The organism is Streptomyces radiopugnans, from assembly GCF_900110735.1.
Classification (GTDB): Bacteria; Actinomycetota; Actinomycetes; order Streptomycetales; family Streptomycetaceae; genus Streptomyces; species Streptomyces radiopugnans.
Window position 1 is genome coordinate 104247 of sequence record NZ_FOET01000015.1, and the last position, 18293, is coordinate 122539.

The 18293-nt window shown below is 73.1% G+C and carries 17 protein-coding genes and 1 tRNA gene; 15 read left to right on the plus strand and 3 right to left on the minus strand.

Translation table 11 applies throughout. The features are described 5' to 3' along the window. Positions 1-57 precede the first annotated feature (57 nt). Together BMY40_RS22500 and BMY40_RS22505 are read left to right on the plus strand one after the other, a co-directional pair. Positions 58-576: an SRPBCC family protein gene (locus BMY40_RS22500; protein WP_425443158.1), complete on the plus strand. Its 519-nt coding sequence runs from the start codon at positions 58-60 to the stop codon at positions 574-576. A 48-nt stretch (positions 577-624) separates the two neighbouring features. Beyond that, a tRNA-Val gene (locus BMY40_RS22505) sits at positions 625-696 on the plus strand. Between the two features lie 95 nt (positions 697-791). On the opposite strand, the gene BMY40_RS22510 is transcribed toward BMY40_RS22505, so the two are convergent. Next, entirely contained in the window at positions 792-1517 is a 726-nt protein-coding gene (locus tag BMY40_RS22510) for an exonuclease domain-containing protein (RefSeq protein ID WP_093662498.1), read from the minus strand. A gap of 251 nt (positions 1518-1768) precedes the next feature. On the opposite strand from BMY40_RS22510, the gene thrS reads away from it, so the two are divergent. Together thrS and BMY40_RS22520 are read left to right on the plus strand one after the other, a co-directional pair. Beyond that, on the plus strand, positions 1769-3748 hold the full coding sequence (gene thrS, locus BMY40_RS22515) for a threonine--tRNA ligase (RefSeq protein WP_093662500.1): 1980 nt from the start codon (positions 1769-1771) through the stop codon (positions 3746-3748). A 97-nt stretch (positions 3749-3845) separates the two neighbouring features. After that, entirely contained in the window at positions 3846-4409 is a 564-nt protein-coding gene (locus BMY40_RS22520; protein WP_093662502.1) for an HIT family protein, read from the plus strand. A gap of 109 nt (positions 4410-4518) precedes the next feature. Here the strand turns inward: BMY40_RS22520 and BMY40_RS22525 are convergent, their stop codons facing one another. Both BMY40_RS22525 and BMY40_RS22530 read right to left on the minus strand, forming a co-directional pair. Continuing rightward, positions 4519-6186, minus strand: coding sequence for a hypothetical protein (locus BMY40_RS22525; protein WP_093662504.1), 1668 nt, complete (start codon positions 6184-6186; stop codon positions 4519-4521). Between the two features lie 137 nt (positions 6187-6323). Beyond that, a complete protein-coding gene (locus BMY40_RS22530; protein WP_093662506.1) occupies positions 6324-8537 on the minus strand; it encodes an elongation factor G-like protein EF-G2 in 2214 nt (737 codons plus the stop codon). A gap of 314 nt (positions 8538-8851) precedes the next feature. Between BMY40_RS22530 and pgsA the strand changes: the two genes are divergently transcribed. The 11 genes from pgsA to yajC all read left to right on the plus strand — a co-directional run bounded on the left by pgsA (position 8852) and on the right by yajC (position 18277). Next, on the plus strand, positions 8852-9562 hold the full coding sequence (gene pgsA / locus BMY40_RS22535; RefSeq protein WP_093662508.1) for a phosphatidylinositol phosphate synthase: 711 nt from the start codon (positions 8852-8854) through the stop codon (positions 9560-9562). Continuing rightward, positions 9559-10527, plus strand: a complete 969-nt coding sequence (locus BMY40_RS22540) for a phosphatidylinositol mannoside acyltransferase (RefSeq protein ID WP_093662510.1) — start codon at positions 9559-9561, stop codon at positions 10525-10527. The genes pgsA and BMY40_RS22540 overlap by 4 nt, the downstream gene beginning before the upstream one ends. Continuing rightward, positions 10524-11696, plus strand: a complete 1173-nt coding sequence (locus BMY40_RS22545; RefSeq protein ID WP_093662609.1) for a glycosyltransferase family 4 protein — start codon at positions 10524-10526, stop codon at positions 11694-11696. Before BMY40_RS22540 ends, BMY40_RS22545 begins: the two co-directional genes overlap by 4 nt. A gap of 21 nt (positions 11697-11717) precedes the next feature. Beyond that, positions 11718-12278: a LemA family protein gene (locus tag BMY40_RS22550; RefSeq protein ID WP_093662512.1), complete on the plus strand. Its 561-nt coding sequence runs from the start codon at positions 11718-11720 to the stop codon at positions 12276-12278. A 255-nt stretch (positions 12279-12533) separates the two neighbouring features. Further along, entirely contained in the window at positions 12534-13463 is a 930-nt protein-coding gene (gene pdxS / locus BMY40_RS22555; RefSeq protein ID WP_093662514.1) for a pyridoxal 5'-phosphate synthase lyase subunit PdxS, read from the plus strand. Positions 13464-13592: 129 nt separating this feature from the next. Then, positions 13593-14186, plus strand: coding sequence for a pyridoxal 5'-phosphate synthase glutaminase subunit PdxT (gene pdxT, locus BMY40_RS22560; RefSeq protein ID WP_093662516.1), 594 nt, complete (start codon positions 13593-13595; stop codon positions 14184-14186). A 69-nt stretch (positions 14187-14255) separates the two neighbouring features. Beyond that, positions 14256-15008 (plus strand): YebC/PmpR family DNA-binding transcriptional regulator, encoded by a 753-nt coding sequence (locus tag BMY40_RS22565; protein WP_093662518.1) that lies wholly within the window; start codon positions 14256-14258, stop codon positions 15006-15008. A 138-nt stretch (positions 15009-15146) separates the two neighbouring features. Next, the gene (ruvC, locus tag BMY40_RS22570; protein ID WP_245770252.1) at positions 15147-15806 is read left to right on the plus strand and encodes a crossover junction endodeoxyribonuclease RuvC; all 660 of its coding nucleotides are present in this window, start codon (positions 15147-15149) and stop codon (positions 15804-15806) included. Continuing rightward, on the plus strand, positions 15803-16438 hold the full coding sequence (gene ruvA / locus BMY40_RS22575) for a Holliday junction branch migration protein RuvA (protein ID WP_093662520.1): 636 nt from the start codon (positions 15803-15805) through the stop codon (positions 16436-16438). Before ruvC ends, ruvA begins: the two co-directional genes overlap by 4 nt. Before the next feature lie 149 nt (positions 16439-16587). Beyond that, a complete protein-coding gene (gene ruvB, locus BMY40_RS22580; RefSeq protein WP_093662522.1) occupies positions 16588-17676 on the plus strand; it encodes a Holliday junction branch migration DNA helicase RuvB in 1089 nt (362 codons plus the stop codon). Positions 17677-17839: 163 nt separating this feature from the next. After that, positions 17840-18277 carry a preprotein translocase subunit YajC gene (yajC, locus tag BMY40_RS22585; RefSeq protein WP_093662524.1) on the plus strand — a complete coding sequence of 146 codons (438 nt, stop codon included), beginning with the start codon at positions 17840-17842 and terminating at the stop codon, positions 18275-18277. Positions 18278-18293 lie beyond the last annotated feature (16 nt).

The following is an 18293-nucleotide window of genomic DNA, read 5'->3' on the forward strand; positions in this document are numbered from 1 at the left end:
GAGGGCGATCGGGCATGCGCGGTGGTACTCAGGGCCGTCTGAGTACCACCGCGCCCCGTGCGGAGGGAGGGTGACGCGGTGGGCCTGAGCCACTACCGATTCCGCAGCGTCTGGGATCTGGACACGCCGCCCGGGGACGTCTACGCCGTCCTGGAGCGGGCCGGGGAGTACCCCGAGTGGTGGCCGCAGGTGCGCGAGGTCGTCTGGCGGGGGGACGGCGGCGGGGGAGGGGAACGGGCGGCCGGCTCCGCCCGTATCCGCTCCCTGCTCCCCTACGACCTGCGGATCACCGCCCGGCTCACCCTCCGCGACCCCGCCGCCCGGGCCCTGGCGATCGAGATGGACGGCGATCTGGAGGGCTGGGCCCGCTGGCGGCTCGCCCCGCGCGCCGCCGGCACCCGTGCCGTCTTCGAGCAGGAGGTGGAGGCCCGCAGCCCCCTCCTGCGGCTGCTGGCGCTGCCCGGCCGTCCGCTGTTCGCGGCCAACCACGCGCTGATGATGCGCGCCGGACACCGCGGGCTGCGCCGCCGGCTGGGGGAGGTCCCACCGGGAGGGCGCGGGAAGGAGTTTGGATGAACACCCGCGATCCCTGTATGGTTCTCGTCGTGCCGCAGGGCACCGCAAGGGCGATTAGCTCAGCGGGAGAGCGCTTCGTTCACACCGAAGAGGTCACTGGTTCGATCCCAGTATCGCCCACCGCCCGGGAGGCCGGTTCCGTTCGGCGGAACCGGCCTCCCGCGTTTCGCGCCCACATTCCCGGCCTCCTCCTCCGGGACGGCTCCGGACCGCTCTCAGACCGCGGCCGGGACCTCCGTCCGCAGCGGCCACGCCGGATCGACCACCTCGTCGGACCCGTTGCGGGCGAACCACGCCTGCAACCCGCGCGCCTGGGCCGCGTGCCAGACCGACTGCAGGGTGTGCAGCTCGGCCGGCGACAGCGAGGACAGCCGCCGCGAGTGGCGGCGCCCCACCTCCCGCACGACCTCCAGCGCCGCCGTGGCGTCCGCGGCGGCGTCATGGGCCTCGGCCAGTTCCACGCCGTAGTGCCCGCACAGCGCGGCCAGGGTGCGGCGGCCCTTGCGGTAGCGGTCCAGGTGCTTGTCCAGCACCCGCGGGTCGAGCACGCACAGCGGCCCGGAACCGGCGGTGTCGCTCAGCGAGGCGCCGTGGTGCCGCCGCAGTTCCCGGTCCAGCAGCGTCAGGTCGAACGGCGCGTTCATCACCACCAGCGGCAGCCCCTCGGCGGCACGCTCCGCCAGGGCCGCCGCGATCTCCCCGAGGGCCTCCGCGGGGCGGCGGCCGTGCTCGCGCAGATGCTCCCCGGTCAGGCCGTGCACCGCCGCCGCCCGTTCGGGCACCGGCACCCCCGGGTCCACCAGCCAGCGCACGGCGCGCACCGGCTCTCCCGGCGCGTCCTGCACCACCAGCGCGGCCGAGACGATCCGGTCCCGCTCCGGGTCCACCCCCGTGGTCTCGGTGTCGAATGCGGCGAGCGGCCCCTCGTACCACACCGTCATGCTCTGATTCCCCTCCGTGTCGAGACCGGGACCGTCCCGGCGGGTGGGCGCACACGGCGGCGCGTACGCCCGTCGCCCGTCTTGATACCTCACCCGGCTCGCGGCCAACCCCGGCCTCCCTGGACCGGGCCGCAACCGTTTCGCGGCCGGGGCGTCCGGCTCGGTACGATTCACGGTGCGCGGCGATCGGCCGCGCCTCGGGCGGATCCCGAGACGGGGAGACCCGAGACGACAGCAGTCAGGAGAGACCGGTGGCGGACGTCCGTGTGATCATCCAACGCGATTCCGAGCGGGAAGAACGCGTGGTGACCACGGGCACCACGGCCGCCGATCTCTTCGCCGGCGACCGCTCGATCGTCGCCGCCCGCGTCGGCGGGCAGCTGAAGGACCTGGCGTACGCCGTCGCCGACGGCGACGAGGTCGAACCCGTGGAGATCTCCTCCGAGGACGGGCTGAACATCCTGCGGCACTCCACCGCGCACGTCATGGCCCAGGCCGTGCAGGACCTCTTCCCCGAGGCCAAGCTCGGCATCGGCCCGCCGATCAAGGACGGCTTCTACTACGACTTCGACGTCGCCGAGCCGTTCACCCCGGACGACCTCAAGCGCATCGAGAAGCGGATGCAGGAGATCGTCAAGCGCGGCCAGCGCTTCTCCCGCCGCGTGACCAGCGACGAGGAGGCCCGCGAGGAGCTGGCCGGCGAGCCGTACAAGCTGGAGCTGATCGGCCTCAAGGGCAATGCGGCCGAGGCCGCCGAGGGGGCGTCGGCCGAGGTCGGCGCGGGCGAGCTGACCATCTACGACAACCTCGACGCCAAGACCGGCGAGCTGTGCTGGAAGGACCTGTGCCGCGGTCCGCACCTGCCCACCACCCGCACCGTCCCGGCGTTCAAGCTGATGCGGTCGGCCGCCGCGTACTGGCGGGGCAGCGAGAAGAACCCGCAGCTCCAGCGGATCTACGGCACCGCCTGGCCGTCGAAGGACGAACTGAAGGCGTACCTGGAGTTCCTGGCGGAGGCCGAGAAGCGCGACCACCGCAGGCTCGGCGCGGAGCTGGACCTGTTCTCCATCCCGGAGGACATCGGCTCCGGCCTGGCCGTGTTCCACCCCAGGGGCGGCATCATCCGCCGCACCATGGAGGACTACTCGCGCAGGCGGCACGAGGAGGCGGGCTACGAGTTCGTCTACACCCCGCACGCCACCAAGGGGAAGCTGTTCGAGAAGTCGGGCCACCTGGACTGGTACGCCGACGGCATGTACCCGCCCATGCAGCTCGACGAGGGCGTGGACTACTACCTCAAGCCCATGAACTGCCCCATGCACAACCTGATCTTCGACGCGCGGGGGCGCTCCTACCGCGAACTGCCCCTGCGGCTGTTCGAGTTCGGCACCGTGTACCGCTACGAGAAGTCGGGCGTCGTCCACGGCCTGACCCGGGCGCGGGGCTTCACCCAGGACGACGCGCACATCTACTGCACCAAGGAGCAGATGGCGGACGAGCTCGACTCGCTGCTGACCTTCGTGCTGAACCTGCTGCGCGACTACGGCCTGGAGGACTTCTACCTGGAGCTGTCCACCAAGGACCCGGAGAAGTTCATCGGGACGGACGAGAACTGGGAGGAGGCCACCGAGACCCTGCGCCGGGCCGCCGAGAAGCAGGGACTGGAGCTGGTCATGGACCCGGCCGGCGCCGCCTTCTACGGTCCGAAGATCTCGGTGCAGGCACGCGACGCCATCGGCCGGACCTGGCAGATGTCGACCATCCAGGTCGACTTCAACCTCCCCGAGCGCTTCGACCTGGAGTACACCGCCCCCGACGGCTCCCGGCAGCGGCCGGTGATGATCCACCGCGCGCTGTTCGGCTCCATCGAGCGGTTCTTCGCCGTGCTGCTGGAGCACTACGCGGGCGCCTTCCCGGCCTGGCTGGCCCCGGTCCAGGCGGTCGGCATCCCGATCGGCGACACCCATGTGCCCTACCTGGAGGAGTTCGCGGCCAAGGCGAAGGCCAAGGGGCTGCGGGTGGAGGTGGACTCCTCCTCGGACCGGATGCAGAAGAAGATCAGGAACGCCCAGAAGAGCAAGGTGCCGTTCATGGTCATCGCCGGTGACGAGGACATGGCCAACGGCGCGGTCAGCTTCCGCTACCGCGACGGCTCGCAGAAGAACGGCGTGCCGGTCGACGAGGCGATCGCGGAGATCGCCAAGGCCGTCGAGGACCGCGTCCAGGTCTGACCGTCCTGTGAAGGCGTGCTTCCGGAGCGTCGGCGCTCCGGAAGCACGCCTTCGTCGTCGTCCCGCCCCACCGGCCCGCCGCGGCCGGTGAAGTCCTATGCTGGCCCGCATGAGCAGCGAGCCGGAGCAGCAGATCGGAGTGGGGTCGCCGGACGCCTTCCAGCGCCTGTGGACGCCTCACCGGATGGCCTACATCCAGGGGGAGAACAAGCCGAGCGGCCCGGGCGCCGGTGACGGCTGCCCGTTCTGCACGATCCCGGCCAAGTCCGACGAGGACGGGCTGGTGATCGCCCGGGGCGAGCTGGTGTACGCGGTGCTCAACCTCTACCCGTACAACGGCGGCCATCTGATGGTGGTGCCCTTCCGGCACGTCGCCGACTACACCGATCTCACCGAGGAGGAGACGGTGGGGCTGGGCGACTACACCAAGCGGGCCATGAAGGCGCTGCGCGCGGCCTCCGGGGCGCAGGGGTTCAACATCGGCATGAACCAGGGCGAGGTCGCGGGCGCCGGGATCGCCGCCCACCTCCACCAGCACATCGTGCCCCGCTGGGGAGGCGACACCAACTTCATGCCGGTGGTGGGCCACACCAAGGTGCTGCCGCAACTGCTGGCCGACACCCGGCGGATGCTGGCCGAGAAGTGGCCCGCGGGGGCCTGAGGCCCCCGCCGCACGCACCGCACGGACGACCGCGCGGGACCCGTACGACCGGGGGAACCGGTGCTCGTACGGGTCCCGCGCGGCCGTGCGCGAGGCCCGGAGGGGCGGATCAGGCGTTGTACGCGTCGGCGTTGCCCGGCTCGGCGGCCTGCACCTGGCCGCTGAGGCTCAGGGAGCGGGCGTTGAACTTCTCGGTGTCCACGTTGTTCTCCTTCAGCACCTTCAGGGCCGCCGCGTGCACCACCCGCAGCACCGGGGTGGCCGCGCGGAGGGCGTCGTCGGCCATGAAGCGGTGGCGCCAGGGCTTGTCGGCCCACACGTGCCGCAGCCCGAAGGGCTCGGGAAGAGTCAGCTTGCCGCCCAGGAAGTCCAGCACCGGCGGGAACCACGTCAGCGGGGCGCGCGCCGCCAGCCGCACCACCTCGCGGGCCTCGATCAGCGGCAGCTCGATGTCCTTGGTCTCCCAGAACCGGACGGTCTTGGAGACCGTCTTCTTCCTCGGCGACGGCTTGGAGAAGAACACCGGGTGCACCGGGCCGAGCGCGTGGCCGGTGACCTCGATGCGCAGGGTGTGGTGCAGCACGGTCACGTTGACCAGCAGGGTGAGCACGAGCTGGCCGTCCCACAGCACGAACTGGACGCCGAGGTAGTGGCGGTTGCCGCTGCCGAACTGCTGCTCGTTGCAGATCCGCTGGACCTCGAACTCCTTGACGCTGTACGCCTCGACGTTCTGGCCGTCGGGCCGGGAGACGTCCGAGGCGCCCTCCCCGACCGGGGCGACGACCCAGTGCCGGACGGAGGGCCTGGGGAAGCCGCCGGTGTGCAGCGGGGTGCGCTCCAGCATCCGCAGCTGGTCGTGGATCGCGCGCGCCACGTCCCAGCTGCGGAAGGGGTTGATCTCGGTGCCGGGGGAGGCCGGCACCAGTTCCTCGGCGAGCTGCCAGCTCCCCCAGCGGGTGCCCATGCCGAGTATCCCCTTGGGGCCGGCGTAGAAGACCACGTTGCTGCGCTGCTCGGCCGTCAGCTTGGCCAGATTCAGCCTGATGCTCTCCGCGCCCGCGTCGCCCGGGGCGTGCGGCACCGCCTCGGGGATCTTGGCGCCGATGCCGCCGCCCGACAGCAGGCCCTCCCAGCGGGAGCGCAGGTCCTTGGCGTACCGCTCGCAGATCTGCTTGGCCAGCAGCCAGCCCACGACCGGGGCGACCAGCATCACGCGCAGGTAGATCGCCCAGAAGCCGGTGAACGGCAGCTTCAGCACGAAGACCGCCGCCAGCACGCCGAGCGCGACGAGCACGCCCATGCCCAGCGCCCCGGCCCGGCGGTCCTGCGCGCCCGCCAGCGTCCGGCGCAGCTGGAAGCCCCCGAGCCACAGCAGGACGCCGGGCAGGAAGAGCACCCCGAAGAGCACCATCACCACCGTCAGCCGGGCGTCGCGCTCCCGGCGGATGCGGTTGGCCGCCAGGCAGTGCTCGACCACGACCTGCGGCTCGCAGCCGAAGGACTGGATCAGCGCCTTGCGGGCGCCGCCGAGCATCCGCGACTGGACCGCGCGGGAGAAGGCCTCGCCCAGATTCGGCTCGAACAGCGAGAAGCGGGGCGCGGAGACCTTGGCGGTGTCGTTCGCCGCGAGCAGGTCCGTCACCGGGCCGTCGCGGTAGGCGGCCGAGGCCAGCGCCTGGGTGGCGGCGGTCTGCCCGCCGCCCGCGCCGGTCAACGGGACCTGCGCGCCGGGACTGAAGTCGTACGCGCCGCCCTCGACGTCATCGAAGCCCGCCAATGGTGCCCCCACTCCGCTCGCGCCGTCCGACGTCAGGCTCGTACCGACCGTTCCCAACCACGGCCCGCCGCACACCTTTCGGTGCCCGCCCGTGCCGGACCCGACGCCGCGGCGTTCAGCGTACCGTCACCGCGGGGTCACGCCACGCGGCTTTCGGCCTGCCCGCGGATCCGCTCCGCGACCTGCCGCGGCACCGGCTCGTGGCGCAGGTAGGAGCGGGAGAAGCGGCCCGTGCCGTGCGAGAGGGAGCGCAGGTCCACCGCGTAGCGGCCGATCTCCGACTGGGGGACCTCCGCGCGCACCAGGGTGCTGCCGCCGGGGATCTGCTCGGTGCCCACCACCCGGCCGCGCCGCCCCGACAGATCGCTCATCACCGTGCCCACGTACTCGTCGGCGACCGTCACCCGCACCTCGTCGACCGGCTCCAGCAGGTGGATCCGCGCGCCGGCGGCGGCCTCGCGCAGCGCCAGGGCGCCCGCCGTCTGGAAGGCGGCGTCGGAGGAGTCCACCGAGTGCGCCTTGCCGTCGACGAGGGTGACGCGCACGTCCACCAGCGGACAGCCGGTGGCCACCCCGCGCGCCGCCTGGGCCCGCACCCCCTTCTCCACCGAGGGGGTGAACTGGCGCGGCACCGCGCCCCCCACCACCTCGTCGGCGAACTCGACGCCCGAACCGGCCGGCAGTGGCTCCACGGTGATCTCGCAGACGGCGTACTGGCCGTGGCCGCCGGACTGCTTGACGTGCCGCCCCCGCGCGGAGGCCCGTTCGGCGAAGGTCTCGCGCAGGGCCACCCGGTGGGGCACGGCGTCCACCCGGACGCCGTAGCGGGTGCGCAGCCGCTCCAGCGCCACGTCCCGGTGGGCCTCGCCCATGCACCACAGCACCAGCTGGCGGGTGTCGGGGTTCTGCTCCAGGCGCAGGGTGGGGTCCTCGGCGGTCAGCCGGGCCAGCCCCTGGGAGAGCCTGTCCTCGTCGCTCCTGGCGTGCGCCTCCACGGCCACCGGCAGCAGCGGGTCGGGCATCACCCACGGCTCCATCACCAGCGGATCGCCCTTGTCCGACAGGGTGTCGCCGGTCTCGGCCCTGGTGAGTTTGGCGACACAGGCCAGATCACCCGCCACGGCCAGCGGCACGTGCCGCTGCTGCCCGCCGAAGGGGCTGGTCAGGGCGCCGACGCGCTCGTCCACGTCATGGGGCTGCCCGGCGGGGGCGCCGTCGTGGTCCGTCAGGCCGTGGCCGCAGACGTGCACGGGGACGTCCGGGCGCAGAGTGCCGGAGAAGACCCGCACCAGCGACATCCGCCCGACGTAGGGGTCGGAGGACGTCCTTATCACCTCGGCCGCCAGCGGGCCGTCGGGGTCGCACTCCAGCGGGGGGCGGGGCCGTCCGTCGGGGGTGGTGACCGGGGGAATCTCGCGCTCCTCCGGGGTGGGGAAGCCGCGGGTGACCAGCTCCAGCAGCTCCACCGTGCCCAGGCCCTGCCGGGCTCCCCCCGCGGCGGGGGCCGCGGCCAGGACGGGGTGGAACACACCGCGGGCGACGGCCTTCTCCAGGTCCCGCACCAGCGTTTCCACCTCGACGTCCGCACCGCCGAGGTAGCGGTCCATCAGGGTCTCGTCCTCGCTCTCGGCGATGATGCCCTCGATCAGCCTGGCACGGGCGTCGGCGATCAGCGGAAGGTGCTCGGGATCCGGGGCGCGTTCGGCGCGCTCGCCGGTGGAGTAGTCGCAGATCCGCTGCGACAGCAGCCCGATCAGCCCGGCGACCGGCGCGTGCCCGTCGGGTCCCGGCTCTCCGAACAGGGGCAGGTACAGCGGGAGCACGGCGTCGGGGTCGTCGCCGCCGAAGACCCGCCGGCAGATGTCGGTCATCTCCTCGAAGTCGGCGCGGGAGGCCTCCAGACGGGTGACGACGATGGCGCGCGGCATCCCGACCGCGGCGCACTCCTCCCACACCAGGCGGGTGGACCCGTCCACGCCGTCGGCGGCCGAGACGACGAAGAGGGCCGCGTCCGCGGCCCGCAGGCCGGCCCGCAGCTCCCCGACGAAGTCGGCGTAGCCGGGGGTGTCCAGGAGGTTGACCTTGACCCCGTCCCACTCCAGGGGGACCAGGGAGAGCTGGACCGAGCGCTGCTGCCGGTGCTCGATCCCGTCGTGGTCGGAGACCGTGGTGCCGTCCTCGACCCGGCCCGCGCGGCCCAGCGCGCCCGAGGTCTGGGCGAGAGCCTCGACCAGTGTCGTCTTCCCCGCGCCGCTGTGGCCGACCAGCACCACGTTCCGGATGGAACCGGGCCGGTCGGCCACCGGCGCCCTTCCCGCGGCCCCGGTGTGCGTACTCGTCCTGTCGCCCATGTCTTCCGCCTCCCGGTCCGCGCGGCTGGGTCGGATGGTCGTGCCGGATCGCACAAGAGGTGCTCCTTCGAGCTTTCCACCGCCACCGGAGTCCGTCCATACGTGGCATTCGCCGCCACTCGGAGTACAGGGGTTAAAACCTCCGTTCATGCGCGAAGCGCGCCCGACAGGGCGGAATCGGCCTTCCCGGCCCGCTCTCCGCGGCCGCCGCCGCGGATGCCGTGACGCACCGGCGGCGCTCCGGACGCGGCTGGCTACGATGGGCGCGCCGACGGCCCCCCGGCCGCCGGCCCACCTCGACCTCCGGGAAGGCCATGCTGAACAAGTACGCGCGTGCGTTCTTCACGCGTGTTCTCACACCGTTCGCCGCCCTGCTCCTCCGGCTGGGGGTCAGTCCCGACACGGTCACACTCATCGGCACCGGCGGAGTCATGGCGGGGGCGCTGGCCTTCTTCCCCCGCGGCGAGTTCTTCTGGGGCACCGTCGTCATCACCCTGTTCGTCTTCTCCGACCTGGTCGACGGCACCATGGCGCGGCAGTCGGGCCGCTCCAGCCGCTGGGGCGCCTTCCTGGACTCCACCCTCGACCGCATCGCCGACGCGGCCGTCTTCGGCGGCATCGCGCTGTGGTACGCGGGCGGTGGCGACGACCCGGTGCTGTGCGCGGTGGCGATCTTCTGCCTGGCGAGCGGCCAGGTCGTGTCGTACACCAAGGCGCGCGGCGAGAGCATCGGCCTGCCGGTGAACGTCAACGGCCTGGTCGAGCGCGCCGAGCGACTGGTGATCACCCTGGTGTGCGCCGGGCTCGCCGGGTTCGAGGCCACCTTCGGCGTCCCGTACATCGGGATCCTGCTGCCCGTCGCCCTGTGGGTGGTGGCCGTGGGCAGTCTGGTGACGATCCTGCAGCGCATGGTGACGGTCCGGCGGGAGGCCGCCGAAGCCGAGGCCGGCCGGGCCGGGGGAGAGGCCGCGGGGCCGGGACGCGACGGAGCCACCGCGACCGAGCAGGGAGGCGGCAGCTCATGAGGGAGCGGATGACCGGCGCCCTGTACGGGCTGGGCTGGGGCGCGGTCAAGCGCCTCCCCGAGCCTGCGGCCGCGGCCCTGGGCCGCGCCATCGCCGACGCCGCCTGGCGGCGCCGGGGCCAGGGGGTGCTGCGCCTGGAGGCCAACTACGCCCGGGTGGTCCCCGGCGCGGGCCCCGAGCGGCTCGCCGAATTGTCCCGCGCGGGCATGCGCTCGTACCTGCGCTACTGGATGGAGTCCTTCCGGCTGCCGGTGTGGGACGCGGCGCGCATCCGCGACGGCGTCGAGGTCACCGACCTGCACCGGCTCACCGGCACGCTCGACTCCGGCCGCGGCGTGATCCTGGCGCTGCCGCACATGGGCAACTGGGACCTGGCCGGCGCCTACCTCACCACCGGTCTGGGCATCCCCTTCACCACCGTCGCCGAACGCCTCAGGCCCGAGACCCTGTACGACCGCTTCGTCGCCTACCGCGAGGGCCTGGGCATGGAGGTGCTGCCGCACACCGGCGGCGCGGCCTTCGGCACCCTGGCCCGGCGGCTGCGCGCGGGCGGGCTGGTGGCACTGGTGGCCGACCGGGACCTGTCCTCCTCCGGCATCGAGGTGGACTTCTTCGGCGAACCGGCCCGGATGCCCGCCGGCCCCGCCATGCTGGCGCTGCAGACCGGGGCCGCACTGCTGCCGGCGTACCTGTGGTTCGACGACTCGCCCGTGATGAAGGGGCGCGTCCTGCCTCCGGTGGAGGCGCCCGCCGAGGGCACCCGCAAGGAGAAGGCCGCCGCCATGACCCAGGCGGTGGCGGACGGCTTCGCGACCGGCATCGCCGAGCACCCCGAGGACTGGCACATGCTGCAGAGACTGTGGTCGGCGGACCTCGCGCCGCGGACCGGGACGGAGAGCGGAACCGGGACGGGGCCGGATCCGGCCGGCCCGGGCCCGGGCGGCCGGGAGGCGGGACGGCGGTGAGGATCGGCATCGTCTGCCCCTACTCCTGGGACGTCCCCGGCGGCGTCCAGTTCCACATCCGGGACCTGGCCCAGCACCTCACCGGCCTCGGGCACGAGGTGTCCGTCCTCGCCCCGGCCGAGGAGGAGACCCCCCTGCCGCCGTACGTCGTACCGGCCGGGCGGGCCGTCCCCGTCCCGTACAACGGCTCGGTCGCCCGGCTGAACTTCGGCTTCCTGTCGGCGGCGAGGGTGCGCCGCTGGGTGCACGAGGGCGCCTTCGACGTCCTGCACATCCACGAGCCCGCCACGCCCTCGCTCTCCCTGCTCGCCTGCTGGGCGGCGCAGGGGCCGATCGTGGCCACCTTCCACACCTCCAACCCGCGCTCGCGGGCGATGATCGCCGCCTACCCGATCCTGCAGCCCGCGCTGGAGAAGATCAGCGCGCGGATCGCGGTCAGCGAGTACGCCCGCCGCACCCTGGTCGAGCACCTGGGCGGGGACGCGGTCGTCATCCCCAACGGCGTGGACGTGGGCTTCTTCGCGGCCGCCGAGCCCAAGGCCGAGTGGCAGGGCCGCGACGGCGGGAACACCATCGGCTTCATAGGGCGCATCGACGAGCCCCGCAAGGGCCTGCCCGTGCTGATGCGGGCGCTGCCGCACATCCTCGCCGAGCGCCCCGGCACCCGGCTGCTGGTGGCCGGGCGCGGTGACGAGGAGGAGGCCGTCGCCGGCCTGCCGCGCGAGCTGCGCGACCGCGTGGAGTTCCTGGGCATGGTCAGCGACGAGGACAAGGCGCGGCTGCTGCGCAGCGTGGACCTGTACATCGCCCCCAACACCGGCGGCGAGTCCTTCGGCATCATCCTGGTGGAGGCGATGTCGGCCGGGGCCCCGGTGCTCGCCAGCGATCTGGACGCCTTCGCCCAGGTGCTGGACGGGGGAGAGGCCGGCGAGCTGTACGCCAACGAGGACGCCGGTGCGCTGGCCGCCGCCGCGGTGCGCCTGCTGGGCGACCCGGAGCGGCGCGCCGCGCTGCGCGAGCGCGGCAGCCGCCACGTACGCCGCTTCGACTGGTCCACCGTCGGGGCCGACGTCCTGGCCGTCTACGAGACCGTCACCGACGGCGCCGCCTCGGTCGCGCCGGACGAGAGGGTGGGACTGCGTGCCCGGCTGGGCCTGGTCCGCGACTGAACCGAGGGGAACCTTCCGACCGTGACCACCACGATCGTCTGGATCGCGGCGGCGCTGCTGCTCGTCGCCGTCTACCTGAGCTGGACCGCCGGACGCCTGGACCGGCTGCACGCCCGGATCGACGCGGCCCGCGCCGCCCTGGACGCGCAATTGTTGCGGCGCGCCTCCGTCGCACAGGAGCTGGCCACCGCGGGGGTGCTGGACCCGGCCGCCTCCATCGTCCTGTACCAGGCCGCGCACGACGCCCGGCAGGCCGAGGAGGAGCAGCGGGAGGTCGCCGAGAGCGAGCTCAGCCAGGCCCTGCGCGCGGTGTTCGCCGAGAGCGCGCAGCTGGAGGCGGTACGGGCGGCGCCCGGCGGCGAGGCGACGGCCGAGGAGCTGGCCGCCGCGGTGCGCCGGGTGCCGATGGCGCGGCGCTTCCACAACGACGCGGTACGGGCCGCCCGCGCGCTGCGCCGGCACCGCAAGGTGCGCTGGTTCCGGCTGGCCGGACACGCCCCCTTCCCGCTGGCCTTCGAGATGGACGACGAGCCGCCGGCGGTCCTGGCGGACCGGGCGGGACCGGGCGGGGAAGGCCACTGACTTCCGATTGGCCCTTTCGTGAGGGGCCGATCGCCCCGTTTCATCGGTCCTGTAGCAGGGATCACCGTGAACTGGACCGGACGGCGGGCCCGGCAGGGAATCGAACGGCTCTACGATGGGTTCACAGTACGGCCGCCGCGCCCGTCCGCGCGGGCGGTCCGGCCGCCCGCCGGCCGGTGCCGTCCGCCGACGTCCACCGTCCCGGCCGTCCCAACCGTCCCAATCGCTGTCACCGTCGCCGAGTGAGGTCACACCTTGTCCACCACGCCTTCCAGCACGCCCGAAACCGCCGCCGCGTCGACGCCCGAGACCGGTACCGCGCGCGTCAAGCGCGGCATGGCCGAGCAGCTCAAGGGCGGTGTGATCATGGACGTGGTCACCCCGGAGCAGGCGAAGATCGCCGAGGACGCCGGCGCCGTCGCGGTCATGGCCCTGGAGCGGGTGCCCGCCGACATCCGCAAGGACGGCGGTGTCGCCCGCATGTCCGACCCGGACATGATCGAGGGGATCATCGACGCCGTCTCCATCCCGGTGATGGCCAAGTCCCGCATCGGCCACTTCGTCGAGGCCCAGGTGCTCCAGGCCCTCGGCGTGGACTACATCGACGAGTCCGAGGTCCTCACCCCGGCCGACGAGGTCAACCACAGTGACAAGTGGGCCTTCACCACGCCCTTCGTCTGCGGTGCCACCAACCTGGGCGAGGCCCTGCGCCGGATCGCCGAGGGCGCGGCCATGATCCGCTCCAAGGGCGAGGCCGGCACCGGCAACGTCGTCGAGGCCGTACGCCACCTGCGCCAGATCAAGAACGAGATCGCCCGCCTGCGCGGCTACGACGGCAACGAGCTGTACGCCGCCGCCAAGGAGCTGCGCGCCCCCTACGAGCTGGTCAAGGAGGTCGCCGAGCTGGGCAAGCTGCCGGTCGTGCTGTTCTCCGCCGGCGGTGTGGCCACCCCGGCCGACGCCGCGCTGATGCGCCAGCTCGGCGCCGAGGGCGTCTTCGTCGGCTCGGGCATCTTCAAGTCCGGCGACCCGGTCAAGCGCGCCGCCGCCATCGTGAAGGCCACCACCTTCTTCGACGACCCCAAGGTCATCGCGGACGCCTCCCGCGGTCTGGGAGAGGCCATGGTCGGCATCAACTGCGACACCCTGACCGAGGCCGAGAGGTTCGCCGGCCGCGGCTGGTGACCCGCGGCGCGCACCGCGCCGTCACCACGCTCCCGGCGGAGGGCGGCCCGCGCACCGCGGGCCGCCCCCGTACGTCCCGCCCCGCCCGTCCCCACGCCATTTCCGTACGTCCGTGAAGAGGTGCGCCCCGTGACCACCCCCGCCATCGGAGTCCTCGCCCTCCAGGGCGACGTCCGCGAACACCTCGCCGCGCTGGAGGCGGCCGGCGCCGCCGCCCGCACCGTCCGCCGCCCCGAGGAGCTCGCCGCGGTCGACGGCCTGGTGATCCCCGGCGGCGAGTCCACCACCATCTCCAAGCTGGCCACCGCCTTCGGGCTGATGGAGCCGCTGCGCGAGCGGGTCCGCTCGGGCATGCCGGCCTACGGTTCCTGCGCGGGCATGATCATGCTCGCCGACAAGATCCTGGACCCCCGATCCGGCCAGGAGACGGTCGGCGGGATCGACATGATCGTGCGCCGCAACGCCTTCGGCCGGCAGAACGAGTCGTTCGAGGCGTCCGTCGAGATGGCCGGGGTGGAGGGCGGGCCGGTCGAGGGCGTCTTCATCCGCGCGCCCTGGGTGGAGTCCACCGGCGCGGAAGTCGAGGTGCTGGCGGTCTTCGACGGCCACCCCGTCGCCGTGCGCCAGGGCCCCCTGCTGGCGACCGCCTTCCACCCCGAGCTCACCGGCGACCACCGCGTGCACCGGCTCTTCACCGGGATGGTGCGCTCGGCGGCACGGTGATCCGCCGGTGTCACCCGCTGTAGTATCGGCCCGTTGATTCCTCCGTTGGCGACATGAAGGAGCGAGGCTGTGTCCGGCCACTCCAAGTGGGCAACCACCAAGCACAAGAAGGCCGTGATCGATGCCAAGCGCGGCAAGCTCTTCGCCAAGCTGATCAAGAACATCGAGGTCGCGGCCCGGATGGGCGGCCCCGACCCCGACGGCAACCCCACCCTCTACGACGCCATCCAGAAGGCGAAGAAGAGCTCCGTCCCCAACAACAACATCGACCGTGCGGTCAAGCGGGGCGCGGGCCTGGAGGCGGGCGGCGCCGACTACCAGACGATCATGTACGAGGGCTACGGCCCCAACGGCGTCGCGGTCCTGATCGAGTGCCTCACCGACAACCGCAACCGCGCGGCCTCCGACGTACGCGTCGCCATGACCCGCAACGGCGGCTCCATGGCCGACCCGGGCTCGGTCTCGTACCTGTTCAACCGCAAGGGCGTCGTGATCGTCCCCAAGGGCGACCTGACCGAGGACGACGTGCTGGCCGCCGTCCTGGAGGCGGGCGCCGAGGAGGTCAACGACCTCGGCGAGTCCTTCGAGGTCATCAGCGAGGCGAGCGACCTGGTCGAGGTGCGCACCGCGCTGCAGAAGGCGGGCATCGACTACGACTCGGCGGACGCGAACTTCGTCCCCACCATGCAGGTGGAGCTGGACGAGGAGGGCGCCCGCAAGATCTTCAAGCTGATCGACGCGCTGGAGGACAGCGACGACGTGCAGAACGTCTTCGCCAACTTCGACGTGTCCGACGACGTCATGGCCAAGGTCGAGGCCTGACCCTCCGCGCTTCCGGGCGCAGCCCGGTGCGGGGCCCGGCGCCGGCCCTCTTCCGTGTCGCCCTCCGGCGTTGTCGGTGGCAGCCGATAACCTGCGGGAACAGGTGATCGAACGACCAGTGGACGGAAGGGGGCCGCGGTGCGCGTGCTCGGCGTGGACCCGGGGCTGACCCGCTGCGGCATCGGCGTGGTGGAGGGGACCGCGGGCCGCCCGCTGCGGATGGGCGGGGTCGGCGTCGTGCGGACCCCCGCCGACGCCGAGGTGCCCGACCGGCTGGTGCTCGTCGAGCGCGGCATAGAGGAGTGGCTGGAGGAGTACCGGCCCGACGTCGTCGCCGTGGAGCGCGTGTTCAGCCAGCACAACGTGCGCACCGTGATGGGCACCGCGCAGGCCAGCGCGGTCGCCATGCTCTGCGCGGCCCGGCGCGGCCTCCCGGTCGCCCTGCACACCCCCAGCGAGGTCAAGGCCGCCGTCACCGGCACCGGCCGGGCGGACAAGGCCCAGGTCGGTGCGATGGTCACCAGGCTGCTGCGCCTGGACGCCCCGCCCAAGCCCGCCGACGCCGCCGACGCCCTGGCACTGGCCATCTGCCACATCTGGCGCGCCCCCGCCGAGGACCGGCTCCAGCAGGCCAGGCTCCAGCAGGCCCGGCACCAGCAGCTCCACCGCCGGCAGATCCGCGCCGCCCGGGTCGTCTCCGAGGCGGTGGCGAGAGCGGAGCCGGCCCCGGCGCCCGGATCCGTGCCGCCCGCCGCGCCCGCCCGACGAACCCAGAGCACCCCGAAGGACAGCCGATGATCGCCTTCGTATCCGGACCGGTCGCAGCCCTCTCCCCGGACACCGCCGTGATCGAGGTCGGCGGCGTCGGCATGGTCCTCCACTGCACCCCCGGCACACTCGCCGACCTGCGCGTCGGTGAGCACACCCGGCTGGCCGCCTCACTGGTGGTCCGCGAGGACTCCCTGACGCTCTACGGCTTCGCCGACGACGACGAGCGGCAGGTCTTCGAACTGCTCCAGACCGCCAGCGGCGTCGGCCCGCGGCTGGCCCAGGCCATGCTCGCCGTCCACAGCCCCGACGCGCTGCGGCTGGCGGTCTCCACCGGAGACGAGAAGGCGCTCACCGCCGTACCCGGCATCGGGAAGAAGGGCGCGCAGAAACTGCTGCTGGAGCTGAAGGACAGGCTCGGCGAGCCGCTGGGCACCGGGGCCGTGGCGGCCGGCCGCGTCCCCGGCCCGGCCGCGGGCGAACCCGGCTGGCGCGAGCAGCTCCACGCCGCCCTGGTGGGCCTGGGCTACGCACCACGTGAGGCGGAGGACGCGGTCGCCGCCGTCACCCCGCAGGCCGAGGCGGCGCTGGCCGAGGGCGGCCGGCCGCCGGTGCCCCAGCTCCTCCGCGCCGCCCTGCAGACCCTGAACCGCGCACGCTGAGAGGCCGGTCCGTACCGCCGCGGCGGCACGGACCGGCGACGGACCGACGAGAGACCGACCATGACGCCGTACTCCCCGCCCCGCCCCCGCCCCACGGACCGGATCCCCACCCCGGCCGCCGTCCCGCCCACCGCCCCGGGGAGGCCGTCATGAACCGGGAGGAGCACCCCGGCCACACAGACGGCGGCGCCGAGCGCCTGGTCGGAGCCACCGCCGACGGCGAGGACACGGCGGTCGAGGCCGCGCTGCGCCCCAAGGACCTGGCGGAGTTCGTCGGGCAGTCCAAGGTGCGCGAACAGCTCGACCTGGTGCTGCGCGCGGCCCGGGCCCGCGGCGGCACCGCCGACCACGTGCTGCTCTCCGGCGCCCCCGGTCTGGGCAAGACCACCCTGTCCATGATCATCGCCGCGGAGATGGGCGCCCCCATCCGCATCACCTCCGGGCCGGCCATCCAGCACGCCGGGGACCTGGCCGCGATCCTCTCCTCCCTCACCGAGGGCGAGGTCCTCTTCCTCGACGAGATCCACCGCATGTCGCGGCCCGCCGAGGAGATGCTCTACATGGCGATGGAGGACTTCCGCGTCGACGTCATCGTCGGCAAGGGGCCCGGCGCCACCGCCATCCCCCTGGAACTGCCGCCCTTCACCCTGGTCGGCGCCACCACCCGGGCCGGCCTGCTGCCGCCGCCGCTGCGCGACCGCTTCGGCTTCACCGCCCACATGGAGTTCTACGAGCCGGCCGAACTGGAGCAGGTCATCCACCGCTCAGCCCGGCTGCTGGACGTGGAGATAGACGCCGAGGGGGCCGCCGAGATCGCCGGGCGCTCCCGCGGCACCCCCCGCATCGCCAACCGGCTGCTGCGCCGGGTGCGCGACTACGCCCAGGTCAGGGCCGACGGCCTGATCACCCGGGAGATCGCCGGGCAGGCCCTGGCGGTCTACGAGGTGGACGACCGGGGCCTGGACCGCCTTGACCGGGGGGTGCTGGACGCCCTGCTCAGGCTGTTCGGCGGCGGCCCGGTCGGCCTGTCCACGCTGGCCGTCGCGGTGGGCGAGGAACGTGAGACGGTGGAGGAGGTCGCCGAGCCGTTCCTCGTCCGGGAGGGGCTGCTGGCCCGCACTCCCCGGGGCCGGATCGCCACTCCCGCCGCATGGGAGCACATGGGGCTCACCCCGCCCCGGCAGCCGCCGGCGTCCGCACCGGGAGGACCGGGCCAACCCGGTCTCTTCGGATCGTGACGGCGTGCGAACTCGCCCTTCGCGGAACCTCAGTGCGATGCTTGACGTTGTTCCCCAGGCGCGGGCTCGCTTAGACTCCGCCGATGCCCTCCGTCCCGGAGGGCATGACCACCCCCGAATACCAGGCCGCTTCCCAGCGGTCGTGTGAAGGAAACCTTCCGCCGTGGATATTGGACTTCTCCTCCCCTTCATCATCCTCATCGGGGCCATGCTCCTGATGACGCGCTCGGCCAAGAAGAAGCAGCAGCAGGCCATGCAGATGCGCGACCGGATGGAGCCAGGCACCGGCATCCGTACGATCGGTGGCATGTACGCGTTGGTGAAGGAGGTCCACTCCGACACGGTTCTCCTGGAGGTGGCGCCGGGCGTGCACGCGGTCTACGCGAAGAACGCCGTCGGCGCGGTGCTGGAGGCCGACGAGTACGAGCGCATCGTCAACGGCGAGGACCACGACGCGGACACCCCCGTCGTCCCGGACGACGCCTCCTCGCTGGTCTCCGACGGCAGCGCCGGCAAGACCGACCTGAGCAAGACGGACTCCTCCGCCGACGACGCGGAGACCCGGGACGCCAAGCGGAAGGGCGACACCGACTCCAACTGAGTCGCCCCACCGCCGG

Bases quoted from the DNA above. Each gene is read 5' to 3' on its own strand.
- BMY40_RS22520 (WP_093662502.1), top strand. From the start codon at position 3,846: ATGCTGGCCCGCATGAGCAGCGAGCCGGAGCAGCAGATCGGAGTGGGG.
- BMY40_RS22510 (WP_093662498.1), bottom strand. From the start codon at position 1,517: ATGACGGTGTGGTACGAGGGGCCGCTCGCCGCATTCGACACCGAGACC.
- BMY40_RS22540 (WP_093662510.1), top strand. From the start codon at position 9,559: ATGAGGGAGCGGATGACCGGCGCCCTGTACGGGCTGGGCTGGGGCGCG.
- ruvA (WP_093662520.1), top strand. From the start codon at position 15,803: ATGATCGCCTTCGTATCCGGACCGGTCGCAGCCCTCTCCCCGGACACC.
- pgsA (WP_093662508.1), top strand. From the start codon at position 8,852: ATGCTGAACAAGTACGCGCGTGCGTTCTTCACGCGTGTTCTCACACCG.
- ruvB (WP_093662522.1), top strand. From the start codon at position 16,588: ATGAACCGGGAGGAGCACCCCGGCCACACAGACGGCGGCGCCGAGCGC.
- BMY40_RS22530 (WP_093662506.1), bottom strand. From the start codon at position 8,537: ATGGGCGACAGGACGAGTACGCACACCGGGGCCGCGGGAAGGGCGCCG.